Genomic DNA, 16,389 nt, shown 5'->3' on the forward strand with positions numbered 1-16,389 from the left:
CCTATCATTGTAGTGACGTAAAAACAACCAAGAAAAGATTAAGGTTTTTAGTCATCATCCCTCAGCCTTGAATCAGTTATCAGTTATCAGTTATCAGTTATCAGATGTGAGTTTTCAGTTCACCGATTACCGATTACAGCAAAAAACTCCCCAACACCCAACACCCAAATCCCACTTCCCCACTGATAACTGAAAAGTCTCCCCAATACCCGTTTTTACTTTCTCCTTTTCACACCTATGCTAGAAATTTTTACTCAGCTATCTCGTCCGACCAAAGTAGTCGCAATTGTCCTAGGAACTGCTCTACTTTTACCCGCTTGTGCCAATATTAATCCTCAAGACCTAAAACCAATTAAAATCGATGGTTCGAGTACCGTAGCACCAATTACTGACAAAGTTCTCGAAGATTTTAAAGCTAATACCCCTAACAAAGCTTTGGCTGATGTTAAAATTGACGCTAATATTTCAGGAACTGGCGGCGGTTTTAGAAAATTTTGTGCAGGAGAAACCGATATTAATAATGCTTCTCGGCCGATTTCTGTGGAAGAATTAAAAGAATGTGATGCTAATAAGGTCAGATTTATCGAACTACCGATCGCATTTGATGCTTTAACCGTGGTAGTCAATCCCGAAAATAACTGGCTTGATGATATTTCCACCACAGAATTAAGAACTATTTGGGAACCAGCGGCCGAGAATAAAATCAAACGTTGGAATCAAATTAATCCCGCTTGGCCCGACCAACCGATTACCCTTCACGGGCCCGGTAAAGATTCAGGAACCTACGATTTCTTCAGTGAGGTAATTAACGGCAAAGATACCAGTCGTGGGGACGTTAATTTTAGTGAAGATGACGAAGCTTTAGTTAATGCCGTCAGTCAAGATCCCAACGCTTTGGGATATTTTGGCCACGCTTATTATGAACAAAATCGGGATCAATTAAAAGCTTTGAAAGTTAACGGTATTGAACCAACTCGCGGCAATGTAGAGGATAGTAAATATCAGCCTTTATCTCGTCCTTTGTTTATTTATGTTAATGCCCAAAAAGCCCAAGAGAATCCCGCTTTAGAGAAATTTGTCGAACATTATCTCGATCGAGTTCCCAATTTATTAGATACTATTGGTTATATTCCCCTACCGAATGAGGCCTATCATTTGGCACGGGTACAGTTGCAAAAATTTGAGATAGGAACGGTTTTTGATGGCCGACCTCAACCCAATTTAACCATCGGGGAATTACTTCGTAAACAAGCCCAATTTGAAGCTAAATAGGGTTTGCGGCAAAAAGTAGGGGCGAAGCATTCGGATAGAAAATCTACGGTTTCACCGATAGGTTATTGCCCGAATGCTTCGCCCTTACAGGACTCTCAAAATCTTGCACCTGTGGGGGCGAAACAGTACCCTAAAACTCTTACCTCGTCTATATTTCACATTTATTCAGCAAACCCTAAGTAACGATTCCCATCTGGTAGGAAAATATAGCGTTTCCTGTTCGCAAGAGGTACATTGTCGATGGTGAAAAGCTTAATCAGCAAAGGTTTGACTGTGCCACACAGGTGTGAGAAACGCTATACATAAGGATTTTCCTGCTCCTATCTGCCCCCTAATATAGCAAGAGGTTTGCCAATTTAAAGCAACAGAGATACAGAAAAAAAAAGAGGGGATAAACCCCCCAGCGTATCGAGAAACTTGTTAATTAACCTTTCGGTGTCGCCCCAAATTGTTCGATGAGGATAGAAGTTAACAGCGATTTTAGATCTTCACAGGGAATCCCTTTTTGTACACAACTTCCCAGGTGGGCATCTTTACCCACTTTACCCCCCATGTAGATGTCAACTCCTTCCACGGTTTTGCCGTCTTTGCGCGCTTTTGTCCCCATCAAACCGATATCGGCCACTTGGGGTTGTCCGCAGGAGTTAGGGCAACCGGTCCAATGGATCCGCACACCCCGGGGGATATTTAATTCAGCATCTAACTGACTAATCAAGTCCACAGCCTTATTTTTGGTTTCAATCAGGGCAAAATTGCAGAATTGCGCCCCCGTGCAGGAAACGAGCGCTCGTTGTAAAGGAGTGGGATTGGGGGTAAACTTAGCCAGTAAAGGCTCGGTTAAAAGAGTCGGCATATTTTCAGCCGCTATATTGGGAATAATCACGTTTTGTTCCACGGTTAAACGCAATTCTCCGCTGCCATACACTTCGGCAATCCGGGCTAAATCGAACATATCATCGGCAAATAGACGACCAACGGGAATACAAAGACCGACATAGCTCAATCCCTCCTGTTTTTGGGGGAAAACTCCTAAATGATCCCGTTTTTCCCAGTCGATTGCGTCTTTTTCGGCTGCCGTTGCCAAGGGATAACCTAACTGATTGGCCACCCGGGTGCGGAATTCCTCAATTCCCCACTCATCAATTAACCACATTAAACGGGATTTTTGACGATTGGCGCGTAATCCGTTATCGCGGTAAACTTCCAAAATTCCTCGGCATAAATCCACCACTTCCTGATTCGGTCTCACCCAAACATTCATGGGAATTGCCGCTTCACAGCGTTTAGCCGAGAAAAAGCCACCCACCACAACATTAAAGCCTAATTCTCCCTCTTTATAGGCAGGAACAAAGGCAATATCGTTAATTTCCGCATGAACCGAGTTATCCCGTCCCCCCTCGATGGCAATATTAAATTTGCGGGGCAGATTGCTAAATTGATAATTACCTTGACCGTAGTTGGTAATCATATCTTGGACTTTTTGGACTAATTCCCTAGTGTCAATTAATTCATCTGCGTCTAGTCCCGCCATGGGTGAACCGGTAATATTTCTGACATTATCCATGCCCGATTGTACCGAAGTCATGCCCACGGATTTTAGTCGTTGGAAAATATCAGGAATATCTTCGATACGAATACCGCGTAATTGTAGGTTTTGACGAGTAGTAATATCGGCATTACCATCATCACCGTAACGCTGCACGATTTCCCCTAAAACTCGCATTTGCTCACTGCTGAGAATGCCGTTAGGAACCCGCAAACGCATCATGAATTTGCCCGGGGTGACGGGACGATAAAAAACCCCTACCCATTTTAAGCGATGTTCTAAATCGGTTTTATCCATCGCTTCCCAACCGATTTGGGCAAAATGCTCCAGTTCATCTTTAATGGCTAATCCGTCTTTTTCGGCTTTAAATTTCTCGAATTTATTGAGAGTTGTTCCATCTTTTTCAGGTGCTTGTACCACGAATCTATCTCCTTACTGGTCTGTGGGTGCAATTGTTCTAGTTGGTGCGGGTTAGAAATGAAGAAATCGGGATTTAACAATAAGTATTCTTTAAAATACCGTCGTCATTAGCAAAAATTTAGTAATTTACCTAGTCTCTATTTGTTATTTAATTCGTTTTAAGTTGGATAATTTTGTATTGTTTGTAACAGAAATCCGCTCACCATCGTGTTTAGGCATTTATATCATGCAGTAAGTGCATTAAGGTGGGGTGTGGGGTGTGGGGTGTGGGGTGTGGGGTGTGGGGTGTGGGGTGTGGGGTGTGGGGTGTGGGGTGTGGGGAGAATAAATAAAGGCAATCTCCCGACTCCCGACTCCTGAATACTGGCTCCTGAATACTGGCTCGGAGTCTATTGCCCTTGCCTAGCGGTTCAGGGGGTATTGTGTAAAAATAAGAAAAGATCGGTTTTTTTTTACTAAACCTATGGCCACTTCTTCCATTGCCGTTAGAGAATTACCTCTCTTTCCCCTTCCCGAAGTTGTTTTATTCCCGGGTCGTCCCCTGCCCCTGCACATCTTCGAGTTTCGCTATCGGATTATGATGAATACGATATTGGAAGAAGATCGCCGTTTTGGGGTCTTAATGGTAGATCCAGCCACGGGAGAAATCGCTAAAGTCGGCAGTTGTGCGGAAGTTGTCCGTTGTCAACGTCTTCCAGATGATCGGTTAAAAATTCTCACCATCGGTCAACAGCGCTTCCGTGTCCTAGAATACGTCCGGGAAAAACCCTATCTCGTCGGTTTAGTGGAGTGGATTGAAGATGTCCCCACCACCCAAGATCTGCGACCTCTGGCCACAGAAGTGGATCGACTGCTGCGGGATGTGGTTCATCTATCAGCCAAATTAACCGCTCAAAAAATTGAACTCCCCGACGATTTGCCCAGTCTTCCCCTGGAATTATCCTACTGGGTGGCGGGTAATCTCTACGGTGTGGCCGGGGAACAACAGGCTTTATTGGAAATGCTCGATACAGTCAGTCGTCTGCAACGAGAATCGGAAATTCTCACCTCAACCCGCAATCATCTGGCCGCTCGCACGGCTCTTAAAGATGCTTTAAATTAATAATCTTGAGGTTTTTCAACTTCGGGAGATGGCAGTGGCCGTCTTATTTCAGTGAACAGTAAACAGTAATCAGTGAACTGATAACTCATACTAAATCCGTTGAGTATAGGCTACATATCAGGACAGGCAAAAGGCAATAGGCAATAGGCAAAAGGAGCAATAGATAATCAGTTTTTAATAACCAGATTTAGTATCACATCTGAAAACTGATGACTGACCCACTGATGACTGACCCACTGATGACTGACCCACTGATAACTGTTAATCTGGGGATTACCTAATGTTTACCTTGATACAGTAAAGTGGGGTTAAAATTGTTAGCCCCTCACCCAGGAGAACTTTGATCATGTTGCTGACCTATAATCCCAGCGTCTCACCCTTCGGAGAAGACTATAGCGAGAGTCGTCGGCTCCATTTTTATGATCGCGGGGAAAATATTCCTCTGGTGGTCGATGGAGTCTGGCAAGTTTATCGGGGTATGGCGCAACTAAGTCAAGTATCTGAGAGTGGAGAGGAAATTTTACTAGGCTGGGCCCATTCATCCCACTTTTTTGGCTTAAATTTGACCCATCTAGAATCCTATCACGCCAGAGCCTTGTCGGAACTGTACCTAAAATGGTACACGATCGCCGAAGTCGAAAATTCGGCGGAATTAACTAGGATGATGTTAAATCAAATGATCCGTCGTCAACAACAAACGGAATCGCTTCTTGCGATCGCAGGACTCAAACGAGTGGAGGAGCGTCTCCAGCAGTTACTACAGTTATTAAAGCGGGAAATGGGAGAACCAATCGCCCAAGGCAGTCGTTTAAAGATCCGTTTAACCCATCAAAATCTCGCCAATGCTATCGGTACCACGAGGGTAACGGTGACGCGTTTGTTAGGCGAATTTCAGCGTCAGGGATGGGTGAGCAGCGATTGCGATCGCCATTTAATTATTCACGATTAAGTCAGTCCCCCCCATAATAAGTACCTAAGCAAAATTAATTACACATATCTAACCACCTCTTGCCTCCTGCCTTTTGCCTTTTGCCTATCTTCACTAGGAAATTAATTTTGCACGACTACTTAGACTCCCCGCGCAAGTCCACTAATTGCCAAGCTAATTTAGCGGCCCCCACCATCCCGGCGCGATTACCTAACTCGGCCGTTAATACCTCTAATCCTTCTCTGGAACTAGGTAACACCCGTCCTTCGATTTCTGTGAGCAGAGAGGGAAAGAAAAACTTAGCACTGGCGCTAATGCCGCCGCCGATAATGACCGCCTCTGGGGTGAGAATATAGAGTAAACTGGCGATACCAGCCCCCAGTAAACAGCCGTAACCCTGCCAGAATTCTAAAGCCTCTCGATCGCCTTTTTCGGCCAATTCTGCCAATTGCTTCGGTTCTTTGCCGGTCATCCGGCGAATAGCTTGCCGGGAGACGTATTGTTCCAAGGAACCCCGATTACCGCTATTGCACAATGGACCGTCAAAATTAAGGGTTATTAAGCCTAATTCCGCGGCCGTTCCCTTGCTGCCGACAAATAAGTTACCATCGAGGATAATTGCCCCTCCTACTCCCGTCCCCAAGGTCAACAGGATCAAGTTTTGAAACCGTTTGCCCGCTCCTAACCAAGCTTCCCCCAAACCGGCACAATTGGCATCATTGGCTAAAATTGTCGGCATTCCCGTACTTTCTTCTAACCAATCGGCGAGGGGAATATCCCGCCATCCTGCCAAATTAATCGCTATTTTGGCAATTCTTCCCTGAGCATCCGCCGGTCCCGGCGTTCCCACACCGATGGCTTGACAACTTTTATCTAAATTTACTTGACAAATGCCTTGATGTATGGTATGAGCGACTTCTTTGGGTGTAGCGGGTTGGGGAGTGGGCAAGGTGAGAGATTCGAGACAATTGCCCTCTTGGTCAAATTTACCAATTTTAATCGCAGTTCCACCTAAATCGACACCTATTACTGTTTTCACCATCGGGCTTTTCTTGTTACTCTGGGAATAGCTAAGTAGGGAGGCACAATTATTTGTAGGATGGGTTAGCGGTAGCGTAACCCATGCGGGGGTTGGGTTTCATGCTTCAACCCAACCTACGTTCATCTTATATTTAATTCCACCCACCCACTTAGGTTTATTATCACTCTTTTTGGCGGTTTTTTCGCGGTTAGATGTGATTGAGGATAATTCGGCTAAACTGGCAAAACTAGCTGATTGATTAGCCCCAATTTCTCCTATAGTTTGGATACCTGCAGCTTAACTCCTGATTTTTCCCCATTTTTAAAATGATGAATATTACCATTTCAAATCTCTACGATAGCGATTATCAACTTTGGTTAGAGTCCACTATCAACCAATTGCGTCAAGGGGATTTTCAAGCGGTAGATTGGCAGAATTTATTAGAGGAGTTAGCAGATTTGGGTAAAAGTGAACGACGAGCATTAGAAAGTTTATTAACTCGACTTTTAGAACATTTACTGAAGTTAACTTACTGGCAATCCCAACGGGATTATAATCAAGCTGGATGGAAAAAAGAAATTCGCAATTTTCGTATTCAGATCAAAAAAATTCTCAAAGATAGTCCCAGTTTAAAGTCCTATTTAAGGGAAATTTTGCCGGAATGTTATCTCGATGCTCGCAATCTGCTTATTGACGAAACCGAATTAGATGCCAGTATTTTCCCTCTGGAAGTGTTAGCTAATCTAGAGGAGATTCTCGCTGAAAATTGGCTGCCGGATTGGGAAGCTATCGGCAATGATTCTGAAAAGTGCAATTAAGGAGTAAAAAATGATGAATATTACCATTTCAAATCTCTACGATAGCGATTATCAACTTTGGTTAGAAAACACTATCAACCAATTGCGTCAAGGGGATTTTCAAGCAGTAGATTGGCAGAATTTATTAGAGGAGTTAGCAGATTTGGGTAAAAATAATCGACGAGCATTAGAAAGTTTATTAACTCGACTTTTAGAACATTTACTGAAGTTAACTTACTGGCAATCCCAACGAGATTATAATCAAGCAGCATGGAAAGGGGAAATTAGAACCTTTCGGAAACAAATCAAGAAAATACTGAGAGATAGTCCCAGTCTCAAACCCTATTTATCCGAGATACTTGAGGAATGTTACAGCGATGCTCGGGAGATAATTATTGATATCACCCAATTAGATGCCAGTATTTTCCCTGTGGAAGTGTTAGCTAGTCTAGAGGAGATTCTCGCTGAAAATTGGCTGCCGGATTGGGAAGCTATCAGCAATGATTCTGAAAAGTGCAATTAAGGAGTAAAAAATCATGAATATTACTATCCCAAATCTCTACGATAGCGATTATCAACTTTGGTTAGAGTCCACTATCAACCAATTGCGTCGGGAGGATTTTCAAGCAGTAGATTGGCAGAATTTATTAGAGGAGTTGGCAGATTTGGGGAAAAATAATCGACGAGCGCTTAAGAGTCTCTTAACTCGACTTTTAGAGCATTTACTGAAGTTAACCTACTGGCAATCCCAACGAGATTACAACCAAGCAGCATGGAAAAAAGAAATCAGGAATTTTCGCCTACAAATTGCTGATCTTTTAGAAGATAGTCCCAGCTTAAAGTCCTATTTAAGGGAAATTTTAGCAAAATGTTATCTCGATGCTCGCCATCTACTTATTGACGAAACCCAATTAGATGCCAGTATTTTCCCTGTGGAATTGTTAGCTAGTCTAGAGGAGATTCTCGATCAAAATTGGCTGCCGGATTTTCGGGAGACATAAACAGCGATAAATCTTCCCAAGCAAACTAAAGATTAGCTTCACCTACCCGGTTTACAAACATTATAATCTTCGTGAGAGATGACCGCTTCCGGGACGAGGAGATTGCCGTGGTCGCGACAGATGAGGCGATAATTGCGGGTAACGGGGATACTGATAATAAAGCGATCGTGTCGCAATCGTTTACCGTGGAAATCTCGATAATTGCGGTGATCTTGCAATCCTTGCAGGATTTCCCTAGCTTTAAGTACCACATTTTTCGGTAATTCCCGCAGATCGATCGGATCTTGCGAAAAAGTGGCTTCCCAAGCATTTTTTTGACGTTTTCTTTCTTCCCACGCGGCATCTAGTTGAGCGCAATGATGGCAGACTTGGCCATAACCCTTGTGACCACAGGGAAACTTCTTCTTTCTTCTGGACATAATACCATCTGTCTGTGAGGCTGTGAGAGAGTATTCAAAAGCGGTAAAGCTTGCTTCACTTTTGGCAGATGGAGAAGAAAGTCTTTACCTAGTGATTATCTATACTTACCAGCATACAGGGATCGATCCCTCGTTTGGCCATTGACCAGCAAGAAAGTTGATCTTGGTTAGTTGAGGCTGCTGTCACCGACAAGATTAAGGCTGCTTAGAATAATTCCCATTCTTGGGTTCTTAAACGTTTGAGAATGGCCAAACGGCTGCTAAAATAATTGGCGCACAGACGACTATAATCGGTTAAACGCAGGTTATTTAAGCTAATTGACCAAGACCAAATATAGGCCGCTTGGGTGAGATACTGAAGACAAGATAATTCACCATCGGTTAAAGGCACTGTTTCATCGTAGCCTTGGATGAAACCATGGCGAACCTGGCGATTTAAGCCGGATTGTAGGGAAACTTGCAGAAATTTAGCGATATCAAAAACTCGCCAACCATAACCGCACTGATCGAAATCAAATAGGGTCATCTGATTATCAGGGGTGATATGCACATTACCACTATGAGGATCGCCCCAACAAATGCTCCAATAGGGAGATTCTGTCGGTAATTTAGCGGTTTCTTCCTCTATTTCCCCAATGGTTTCTAAAACACAGTCTAGGTCGCTCGGTCGTTGGTGCAGAAAAGGTGCGATAATTTGCAGGGAATCGTCGAGAAGATATTTGAGGTTGAGGGGATGACGATAGGCTAGGGGTTGAAAATCTGCGGTCACCCGATGTAAATTAGCCACGATCGCCCCTAAATGATAGGCTTGTTCTATATCTATGTCCCCAATAGCAATTCCTCCAGGAGCATAGGGAAAGAGGACGGCGTAACGTTTCCCTTCCGGAGCCTTAATTTCTACGGATAAATCACCGTTTTTGGTGCGAATTGGCGCAGCGACGGGAACCTGAGAGCGATCGAGATAATCTAATAATTCTAACTCGAAGTCTATTTCCATTTTGCTGCGCCAATGGCAGTGAGACACGCGCAAGATGTAGGGAGTTGTCAGGGTTTCGAGGAGATACACATCACTTAAACCCCGATGCCAAAATTGACAATTTTTCGGTACATCAATCTCGTAACGAGAAAAAACTAAATCTGCTAGGGCAGCAGGAGCAAGAGTGGAGTAGAGTGTGGGAAAAGTCCATTCTCCAGTCCGAAAATTGGCAGCGGGAGAACTAGAAGGCAGTAAATTGAGCGAAGCCTGAAAAGTCGTCACGGTTCCCTCCCGATGCAAGTATGGACAACGCTCGCATCATCCTATTTCATAGCCCACATATATTACAAATTGGTTCGAGCGCTCCGTATATTTCGCTACATTCCTCTGACTTGAAAGAGGGTGTAGGGTCTGGGGTGTGGGGTGTAGGGAAAGAAACCTCTTTCATCTGTGGGGGTGAAAATTTTTTCATCGGGACTGACTCCTTACCCCACAGTTAACTTTACTTTTGTCCAACTACTTATCAGTACCCCAAAAATTAATATAGGAGCTGCTGAAAAAGTCTTTGAGTGGGAACGTTGGAACAGTTTTTGATGCTTTAACATCTACCTACTAACCGCCGATTCTAACATAGTAATTGTTCCCCGATTAGCATCAAATTCTACTGCAATACCAATAGCTAGAGTCTCGATAATCTCCAAATGTCCGATCATCAAACCTAAACAAGCGGGAATTTTTAAGGGTTGGATATATTCTCGGATCACTTCTTCTAAAGTCAGGGAACCATAGTCACTATCGGCGCTACAATTGCTACATTGACCGAAGATAAACCCAGCTAAATTATCGAGAATTCCCGCTAATTTTAATTGATTTAACAGGCGATCTATTTCATAAATATCTTCACCAATATCTTCTAAAAATAGGATAGCACTGGTAAAATCTGGTAGATAGGGAGAACCTGCGATCGAGGCTAAAGTGGTTAAATTACCACCGATTAATTTACCTTTTGCTTGACCTTTAGTAATAGTTTGAATCCGATTTTTTACCCGCATTAAACGATTGGCATCATCGGGATCGGGAATATTTCTAAAAGTCAACTTTTCCCCGGAAAATAAAACCTGTCGAAAGCTTTCAGTTTGAGCGGTGCGCCAACTAGAAAAGCCATTGGGAGCATGGAAAGTAACTAAACCAGTTTTGGCATAAATAGCTAATAACAAAGAAGTTATATCACTAAAACCACAGATAATTTTCGGATGACGGACAATTAAATCGTAGTCGAGATAAGGTAATAAACGAGCGCTTCCCCAACCGCCGCGAATTGGTAAAATTAAGGCAATATTATCATCGGCAAAAAATTGATTTATATCCGCGGCTCGCTCCCTATCTTTACCGGCTAGATAACCATAACGATCTAAAGCGTGTTGACCAACTTTTGGGACTAATTTTAAAGCTTTAACTGCTTCAATAACTATATTCAAATCATCTTCTTTAAAAGTTGCCCCCGCCGGACTAATAATACCCACTCCGTCCCCCGGTTGTAGATGTGGCGGTTTAATTAGAGGAAAATTATTGCTAATAACTTTTCTGGTAATTAGGGAAAAACTAACAGCAGTTAGAGCGGAATTAGTGAGAAATTGACGGCGCTTCATCCTGATAGTTTTTAGAAAAATTGCAAGGGAAATAAGAATTTAAGTAGGTAGGCGTTAAAAATTATCAGATGCCCCCCTTATTAAGGGGGGATCGAGGGAAAAAAAAGTTTTCACAATTGCCCCAGCTAAGAGGACAATTAATGCCCAAACCTGATATTTTTGGTTTCCTTCTAATGAGTTTAGTCGATTTTCTATTCCATCAACTTTTCCCGTTAACACCGCTTGTCCTACCTTTAAATCCGTCACATCTTTTTGTAACGAATCGATTTTTCCCTCCATCCGCGTCAAGATAGTTTCTAGGGAATAAGTAACCGTTTCCTGAGATTGATTCATTTGTTCAAGACCTTTTAGTTAATTGTTGCCCTAGAAAAGCCATTATGCTTCCGATTTTGCCATATCGCGAATGATATCACCGCGAGTGATAATACCAATTACTTTGTGGGTTTCTTCCTCAATCACCGGTAAACGACGCACATGACGATCATACATTAACGAGGCCGCTTCTTTCAAAGGGCGATCGGCTGTGATACTAATAGGTTTATCGGTCATTACTTCCCCCACGGTTTGACCGAGAGCTTTATGGAGTAATTTCTCGTGACGGCTAGGATTTTGTAGATAGATGACGCTATCGAGAAGCATAATGTAAGGAGGAGCTTCTACTCCCGTTTCCTGCCACATAAGGTCAGTTTCGGAGATAACCCCAATCAGTCGTGTATTGTCATCCACCACAGGTAAACCACTAAACCGCTTTTCGGCCAAAATCTTCACTGCTTCAGACAGAGAAGTGTTAGCGGTGACGGTGATGGGATTGGGAGTCATGATATCGGCAACTGTTTTCGTCATCTTAGCGACCTGCGATAATAATGCTTTCTGTCTCCATCTTATCATTAGGGTAATCAGTCACCGCTTAATTATAGACCTCTTGTAAAAATCAAAAATTGTTGTTAGGGTTAGGAGTCAGTAGTCAGTAGTCAGTAGTCAGGAGAATTAAGAATGAATAATAATCAATTAAATGGTCTATTTATAGATTTTATGCGATTTAATCCTTATTTTTGAGGTTTTTGAACCCTCAAAAATTAATTATGCAAGAGGTTTTAAGCTAAGACGCATTTAAACCGCTTATTCTTAGATTAGCCGAACCTCCCCTAATCCCTTTACTGTTGCCTTTTGCCTCTTGCCTTTTGCCTCGTCTCAACAAGCAATTTAAATTACGAACAGCTTATGACTATTCTTCAATCTTCGGGCGAGAAAATGGTATAAGATAAAAAGGAAATGGGATATTAATTTAGTTAGTTGACAAGGAAAAAGAAAAATGATCGCTCAACCTCAATACCCAGAAAGAATGACCCCGGAAGAGTATCTAGAATGGGAAGCTACCCAGGAATGTCGCCATGAATATATTGATGGGGAAATTATCGCCATGACTGGGGGTAGTCTGCCCCATAATGATATTACCTTGAATTTTTATACTGCTTTAAGACTTCATCTCCGTCCGCGAGGCTGTCGGGTGAATGTATCTGATGTGAAAGTACAAGCTAATAATAGTCGTTATTTTTATCCCGATTTGGTGATTAGTTGCGATTCTAGGGATAGAGAATCTCGTAATTTTATTCAACATCCACAAGTGATTATTGAAGTGCTTTCCCCTAGCACAGGAAACTATGATCGCACCAAAAAGTTACAATATTATCGTCAGATTGCCAGTTTACAAGAATACGTTTTAGTCGATACCGAATCGATCAGTGTTGAGGTTTATCGCCGCGGTGAAGATAAAATCTGGTTTTACTGCGCTTATAGTCAAGGGGAAGAAATTATTCTATCTAGTCTCGATTTTCACTGTGCGATCGAGTTACTCTATGAAGGGATAAGTTTCGATTAAAGAAAGTTTACAAAAAGGTCAAACCTTCCTAGACTTAAAATAAATACGTCCCGATTGTTTCGATAAATTCTATGTTACCGCCCCTATTAGTTCTTGATCCCTTGTTAGAAAACTGGTTACGAGAAGATCTCGGTAGAGGCGATCGCACCACCCAAGCAATTTTCTTCGGTCATGCTAAAATCGGTCAAGCTAGTTGGATTGCCAAGGAAGCGGGAGTTATTGCTGGTTTACCCGTAGCTGAACGAGTTTTTCAACTGCTTAACCCCACTATTCACTTTACCCCCACCGTTGCCGAGGGGGAATTCTGCCCCGAGTCTAAAGTTATTGCTGAGATAGAAGGTTCCTTCGATGCGCTGTTAATCGGGGAAAGAGTCGCTTTAAATCTTGCCATGCGCTTGAGTGGGATTGCTAGTGCCACTCGTCAGTATGTGGAGAAAATTGCCGATTTATCGACAAGATTGGTGGATACTCGCAAAACTACCCCCGGATTGCGAATTTTAGAAAAATATGCCTCCAGTATCGGTGGCGCTATTAACCATCGTTTGGGGTTAGATGATGCAATTATGATTAAAGATAATCATATTCAAGCAGCGGGCAGCATTGAGGAAGCAGTGCGTCGTGTACGGCAAAATATGCCCTATCCTCTCACAATTGAGGTAGAAACCAGCCAATTAGAAGAAGTGAATCAGGCCCTGCAGCAGCAGGTAGAGATCATTATGTTAGATAATATGGATTTAGAGATGATGCAAACTGCTGTGGAGATGATCCGCAATTTTAATAGTAAAACCAAAATAGAAGCATCGGGAAATATTACCCTCGATCGCATTCGCAACGTTGCCGAAACAGGAGTAGATTATATTTCCACTAGCGCCCCGATTACCCGTTCTACTTGGTTAGATATTAGTATGAGAATTGATTAAAAAGCTATATCAGTTATCAGTTATCAGTTATCAGTTATCAGTTGTCAGTTATCAGTTTTGATCACTGACTCCTATCTATTCTAACCTCGATCGCATCGCCAATATTTAGGTGTAATTGCTTTTGGGCGCTACCACTATTGACGGCAATTTCTAACCCCCCGTGACTACCGATAAAAGCGACTATTTCCCCCGAAGGAACATCACTGTAGGTGTTTTTTGCCTGGATAATTTTTGGCCCCAACTGCACCGACCAATTTTTTCCCTCTAGGAGATAATCGGGAATATTGCTGATTAAATTGCCGAAAATGTCAATATATTGAATTTGACCCCTGATTTTATCTTCCTCGATTTGCGGAACAGCGATCGCTAATTGTTGCAAGCTATCGGGATCAATAATCTCACCTAACATTTCTAGGGGTACTCCCCTGGACAAATAAGCGGCCACAGGAGCAAAAATATCACGACCATGAAAAGTAGTGCTAGGGTTAGGGGTGCGCCAATAGGAAGAATTATCGAGATTAACGGCAGATATAGCGGGAGATTGACTTAAAATGCCACTAAATAAACCATTATCTGGACCAACTAAATAACCACCGGCAAAACGAATCCCTACCCCGCGTCTTTTGCTTCCTACCCCCGGATCTATAACTGCCAGATGAATAGTGCCTTGGGGAAAATATTGATAGGCATTCAGGAGGATAAAACGACCAGCGTAAAGGTCTTGGGGCGAAATTTGATGATTCAGATCGATCGTGCGAGCATGGGGGGCAATTCCCGCGATTACTCCCTTGATAATGCCCACATAACCGTCCTGTAGTCCAAAATCGCTAGTAAGGGTTATCAGTGCCTGTTCCGTCATCGACTTGTCACTAAGGTTGCCAACAGCTTTAATAAATCTTAACGCTAAATTCAGTAGCTAAAGATACAGTTTCCCAAGGAGAATGTTATGATTTAGATATAAGGTAAGTTAAGTCGCTCAAAAGTCTGTCCATCATGAACAAAAATCGTCAGCAAGTCCTAACACAGGCCACCGTGGCCCATAGGGAAACACTCCGCAGAAATTTACAACACCGACTGGAAGTAGCTAGAGCGCAGGGAAATGAGGCTCTAGTGCGTCAATTGGAAGCAGAGGCGGCCTATTTGCACCTTCGTTAGATTTAATCGGTGTTTAGTCATAGTCTAGTTGTCGGTTTGTAGTGATCGGTATGCCGATCACTTTTTTTTGGGCGAATTTTTTTAAAAAAATTGCCGATATCTCCACTGGCAATCCTTAAAATAGAAGGAACAGCAGTTTAGAGATCAAATAATTATGGCTTTTTTTCGGCAATATATCGCCCCACTCCTGACTATCTTCGTGTTTTTAGTTGCTCTGGTTGCCACCGGCATCCGGATTTTTTTACCGGCAGATTTAGCGGCACCCGCTCCGATCGAGCCATCCCTGGGCATAATTTTCTCTTATCCTTGGCATGGCTAACCTTCCCGAAGATTATCGGCTGCGACTGGGAAAAACTGGCGATCGCTATCTACTAATTAATTTTCTCACCCGCACCTATCAAGAATTTTTTCCCGAACAAAAAAACCTCTCCCATCTAGCTGATACAGTCAGACAGTTTTTTTGCTCCGATACTCCCCTGTGGATCGTCGAAGGACAACAAACGGCGATCGCTTGTCTCTGGATGGGGAGCGCCGTCGATCAGGTGACAGGCGATCGCTATGGTCATATTTTCCTAATTTACGTCGATCCCCAGCATCGTCGCCAAGGTATCGCCAGCGCACTAATCGATCGAGCTAAGGATTGGGCAAAAAGTCGCGGACAAACCCGCATCGGTTTACAAGTCTTCATCAATAACGACAATGCTCTCAATCTCTACCAAAATCTCGGCTTTCAAACTCGCTCTTTGCTGATGTTGAAAAATATTTAGGGTTTGCGGCAAAAAGTTTTTCCTGGGGGCAGGGTGTGGGGTGTAGGGTGTAGGGTGTAGGGTTTTACCGGTTTTGAGGTGGCCAATTACCTAATTTTCAGGGAAAAAGTCCCTGAATTTTCCCCCTGATCACTCCCATGCCCGGTACTTTTTGGTTTCCAAAAAGTCTAAAAGTCTTACCCAACAAGGTTTTTAGATTTATTCAGCAAGCCCTATTTAAAAACTGTCAGGAGACAGGAGATAGGGTGATAGGGTTTTGGGGTTTTAGTTCAATTTCCCCACTTCCCCACTTCCCCACTTCCCCACTTCCCCACTTCCCCACTTCCCAATTCATAATTCATAATTCCCACTTCCCCGCTTCCCCATCTCCCCAATTCATAATTTATAATTTATAATTCCCACTTCCCCAACCCCAGACATAGTTAGTAAAAGTATAGTCAAATATAGACAGACTGAATTCCATTTCAGAAATTCCTTTCACTTTTACTTCGAGAGATTGATTCTCCTTGGGTGAACTACGCACCTCTCTATCCCATA

At 42.9% G+C, this 16,389-nt stretch carries 19 protein-coding genes; 11 read left to right on the top strand and 8 right to left on the bottom strand.

From position 1 onward, the window contains the following. Positions 1-237 precede the first annotated feature (237 nt). Positions 238-1,272, top strand: a complete 1,035-nt coding sequence (locus EWV68_RS00930; RefSeq protein WP_287168506.1) for a PstS family phosphate ABC transporter substrate-binding protein — start codon at positions 238-240, stop codon at positions 1,270-1,272. 424 nt (positions 1,273-1,696) lie between these two features. On the opposite strand, the gene EWV68_RS00935 is transcribed toward EWV68_RS00930, so the two are convergent. Further along, entirely contained in the window at positions 1,697-3,238 is a 1,542-nt protein-coding gene (locus EWV68_RS00935; protein ID WP_287168507.1) for a ferredoxin--nitrite reductase, read from the bottom strand. Positions 3,239-3,701: 463 nt separating this feature from the next. On the opposite strand from EWV68_RS00935, the gene EWV68_RS00940 reads away from it, so the two are divergent. Next, positions 3,702-4,340 carry an LON peptidase substrate-binding domain-containing protein gene (locus EWV68_RS00940; RefSeq protein ID WP_194015667.1) on the top strand — a complete coding sequence of 213 codons (639 nt, stop codon included), beginning with the start codon at positions 3,702-3,704 and terminating at the stop codon, positions 4,338-4,340. Positions 4,341-4,686: 346 nt separating this feature from the next. Then, on the top strand, positions 4,687-5,289 hold the full coding sequence (locus EWV68_RS00945; RefSeq protein WP_061432881.1) for a Crp/Fnr family transcriptional regulator: 603 nt from the start codon (positions 4,687-4,689) through the stop codon (positions 5,287-5,289). 115 nt (positions 5,290-5,404) lie between these two features. Here the strand turns inward: EWV68_RS00945 and EWV68_RS00950 are convergent, their stop codons facing one another. Then, positions 5,405-6,310, bottom strand: a complete 906-nt coding sequence (locus tag EWV68_RS00950; RefSeq protein WP_287168508.1) for an ROK family protein — start codon at positions 6,308-6,310, stop codon at positions 5,405-5,407. A gap of 305 nt (positions 6,311-6,615) precedes the next feature. Here EWV68_RS00950 and EWV68_RS00955 point away from each other — a divergent pair, with 305 nt between their 5' ends. Genes EWV68_RS00955 through EWV68_RS00965 form a run of 3 tightly spaced genes read left to right on the top strand, consistent with a single transcriptional unit; the run spans position 6,616 to position 8,087 of the window. Beyond that, a complete protein-coding gene (locus EWV68_RS00955) occupies positions 6,616-7,107 on the top strand; it encodes a DUF29 domain-containing protein (protein WP_221275479.1) in 492 nt (163 codons plus the stop codon). A 10-nt stretch (positions 7,108-7,117) separates the two neighbouring features. Further along, positions 7,118-7,609: a DUF29 domain-containing protein gene (locus tag EWV68_RS00960; RefSeq protein WP_287168509.1), complete on the top strand. Its 492-nt coding sequence runs from the start codon at positions 7,118-7,120 to the stop codon at positions 7,607-7,609. Between the two features lie 13 nt (positions 7,610-7,622). Continuing rightward, positions 7,623-8,087 (top strand): DUF29 domain-containing protein, encoded by a 465-nt coding sequence (locus tag EWV68_RS00965; RefSeq protein WP_061432883.1) that lies wholly within the window; start codon positions 7,623-7,625, stop codon positions 8,085-8,087. 38 nt (positions 8,088-8,125) lie between these two features. On the opposite strand, the gene EWV68_RS00970 is transcribed toward EWV68_RS00965, so the two are convergent. The 5 genes from EWV68_RS00970 to EWV68_RS00990 form a co-directional block, all read right to left on the bottom strand. Then, the gene (locus EWV68_RS00970) at positions 8,126-8,506 is read right to left on the bottom strand and encodes a DUF7682 family zinc-binding protein (protein WP_002735921.1); all 381 of its coding nucleotides are present in this window, start codon (positions 8,504-8,506) and stop codon (positions 8,126-8,128) included. A 205-nt stretch (positions 8,507-8,711) separates the two neighbouring features. Further along, positions 8,712-9,764, bottom strand: a complete 1,053-nt coding sequence (locus EWV68_RS00975; protein ID WP_061432884.1) for a phosphotransferase enzyme family protein — start codon at positions 9,762-9,764, stop codon at positions 8,712-8,714. 323 nt (positions 9,765-10,087) lie between these two features. Then, positions 10,088-11,131: a S66 peptidase family protein gene (locus tag EWV68_RS00980; protein WP_287168511.1), complete on the bottom strand. Its 1,044-nt coding sequence runs from the start codon at positions 11,129-11,131 to the stop codon at positions 10,088-10,090. Between the two features lie 54 nt (positions 11,132-11,185). Beyond that, positions 11,186-11,464: a hemolysin XhlA family protein gene (locus EWV68_RS00985; protein WP_287168512.1), complete on the bottom strand. Its 279-nt coding sequence runs from the start codon at positions 11,462-11,464 to the stop codon at positions 11,186-11,188. A gap of 42 nt (positions 11,465-11,506) precedes the next feature. Continuing rightward, complete coding sequence (locus EWV68_RS00990) at positions 11,507-11,974, bottom strand: CBS domain-containing protein (RefSeq protein WP_287168513.1); 468 nt, start codon at positions 11,972-11,974, stop codon at positions 11,507-11,509. Between the two features lie 469 nt (positions 11,975-12,443). Between EWV68_RS00990 and EWV68_RS00995 the strand changes: the two genes are divergently transcribed. Both EWV68_RS00995 and nadC read left to right on the top strand, forming a co-directional pair. Beyond that, on the top strand, positions 12,444-13,010 hold the full coding sequence (locus EWV68_RS00995) for a Uma2 family endonuclease (RefSeq protein ID WP_287168514.1): 567 nt from the start codon (positions 12,444-12,446) through the stop codon (positions 13,008-13,010). 71 nt (positions 13,011-13,081) lie between these two features. After that, a complete protein-coding gene (gene nadC / locus EWV68_RS01000) occupies positions 13,082-13,930 on the top strand; it encodes a carboxylating nicotinate-nucleotide diphosphorylase (protein ID WP_287168515.1) in 849 nt (282 codons plus the stop codon). A gap of 61 nt (positions 13,931-13,991) precedes the next feature. Here nadC and EWV68_RS01005 read toward each other — a convergent pair whose 3' ends face one another. Then, positions 13,992-14,789 (bottom strand): SAM hydrolase/SAM-dependent halogenase family protein, encoded by a 798-nt coding sequence (locus EWV68_RS01005; RefSeq protein WP_061432889.1) that lies wholly within the window; start codon positions 14,787-14,789, stop codon positions 13,992-13,994. Positions 14,790-14,923: 134 nt separating this feature from the next. Here EWV68_RS01005 and pirA point away from each other — a divergent pair, with 134 nt between their 5' ends. The 3 genes from pirA to EWV68_RS01020 all read left to right on the top strand — a co-directional run bounded on the left by pirA (position 14,924) and on the right by EWV68_RS01020 (position 15,852). Then, complete coding sequence (gene pirA, locus EWV68_RS01010) at positions 14,924-15,085, top strand: arginine synthesis PII-interacting regulator PirA (protein WP_002733724.1); 162 nt, start codon at positions 14,924-14,926, stop codon at positions 15,083-15,085. A 154-nt stretch (positions 15,086-15,239) separates the two neighbouring features. Continuing rightward, positions 15,240-15,404: a DUF8624 family small hydrophobic protein gene (locus tag EWV68_RS01015; RefSeq protein ID WP_002760035.1), complete on the top strand. Its 165-nt coding sequence runs from the start codon at positions 15,240-15,242 to the stop codon at positions 15,402-15,404. Beyond that, a complete protein-coding gene (locus EWV68_RS01020; protein ID WP_061432890.1) occupies positions 15,397-15,852 on the top strand; it encodes a GNAT family N-acetyltransferase in 456 nt (151 codons plus the stop codon). The genes EWV68_RS01015 and EWV68_RS01020 overlap by 8 nt, the downstream gene beginning before the upstream one ends. Positions 15,853-16,389: the final 537 nt, after the last annotated feature.

The organism is Microcystis sp. M_QC_C_20170808_M9Col, assembly GCF_007095495.1.
Lineage (GTDB): Bacteria > Cyanobacteriota > Cyanobacteriia > Cyanobacteriales > Microcystaceae > Microcystis > Microcystis aeruginosa.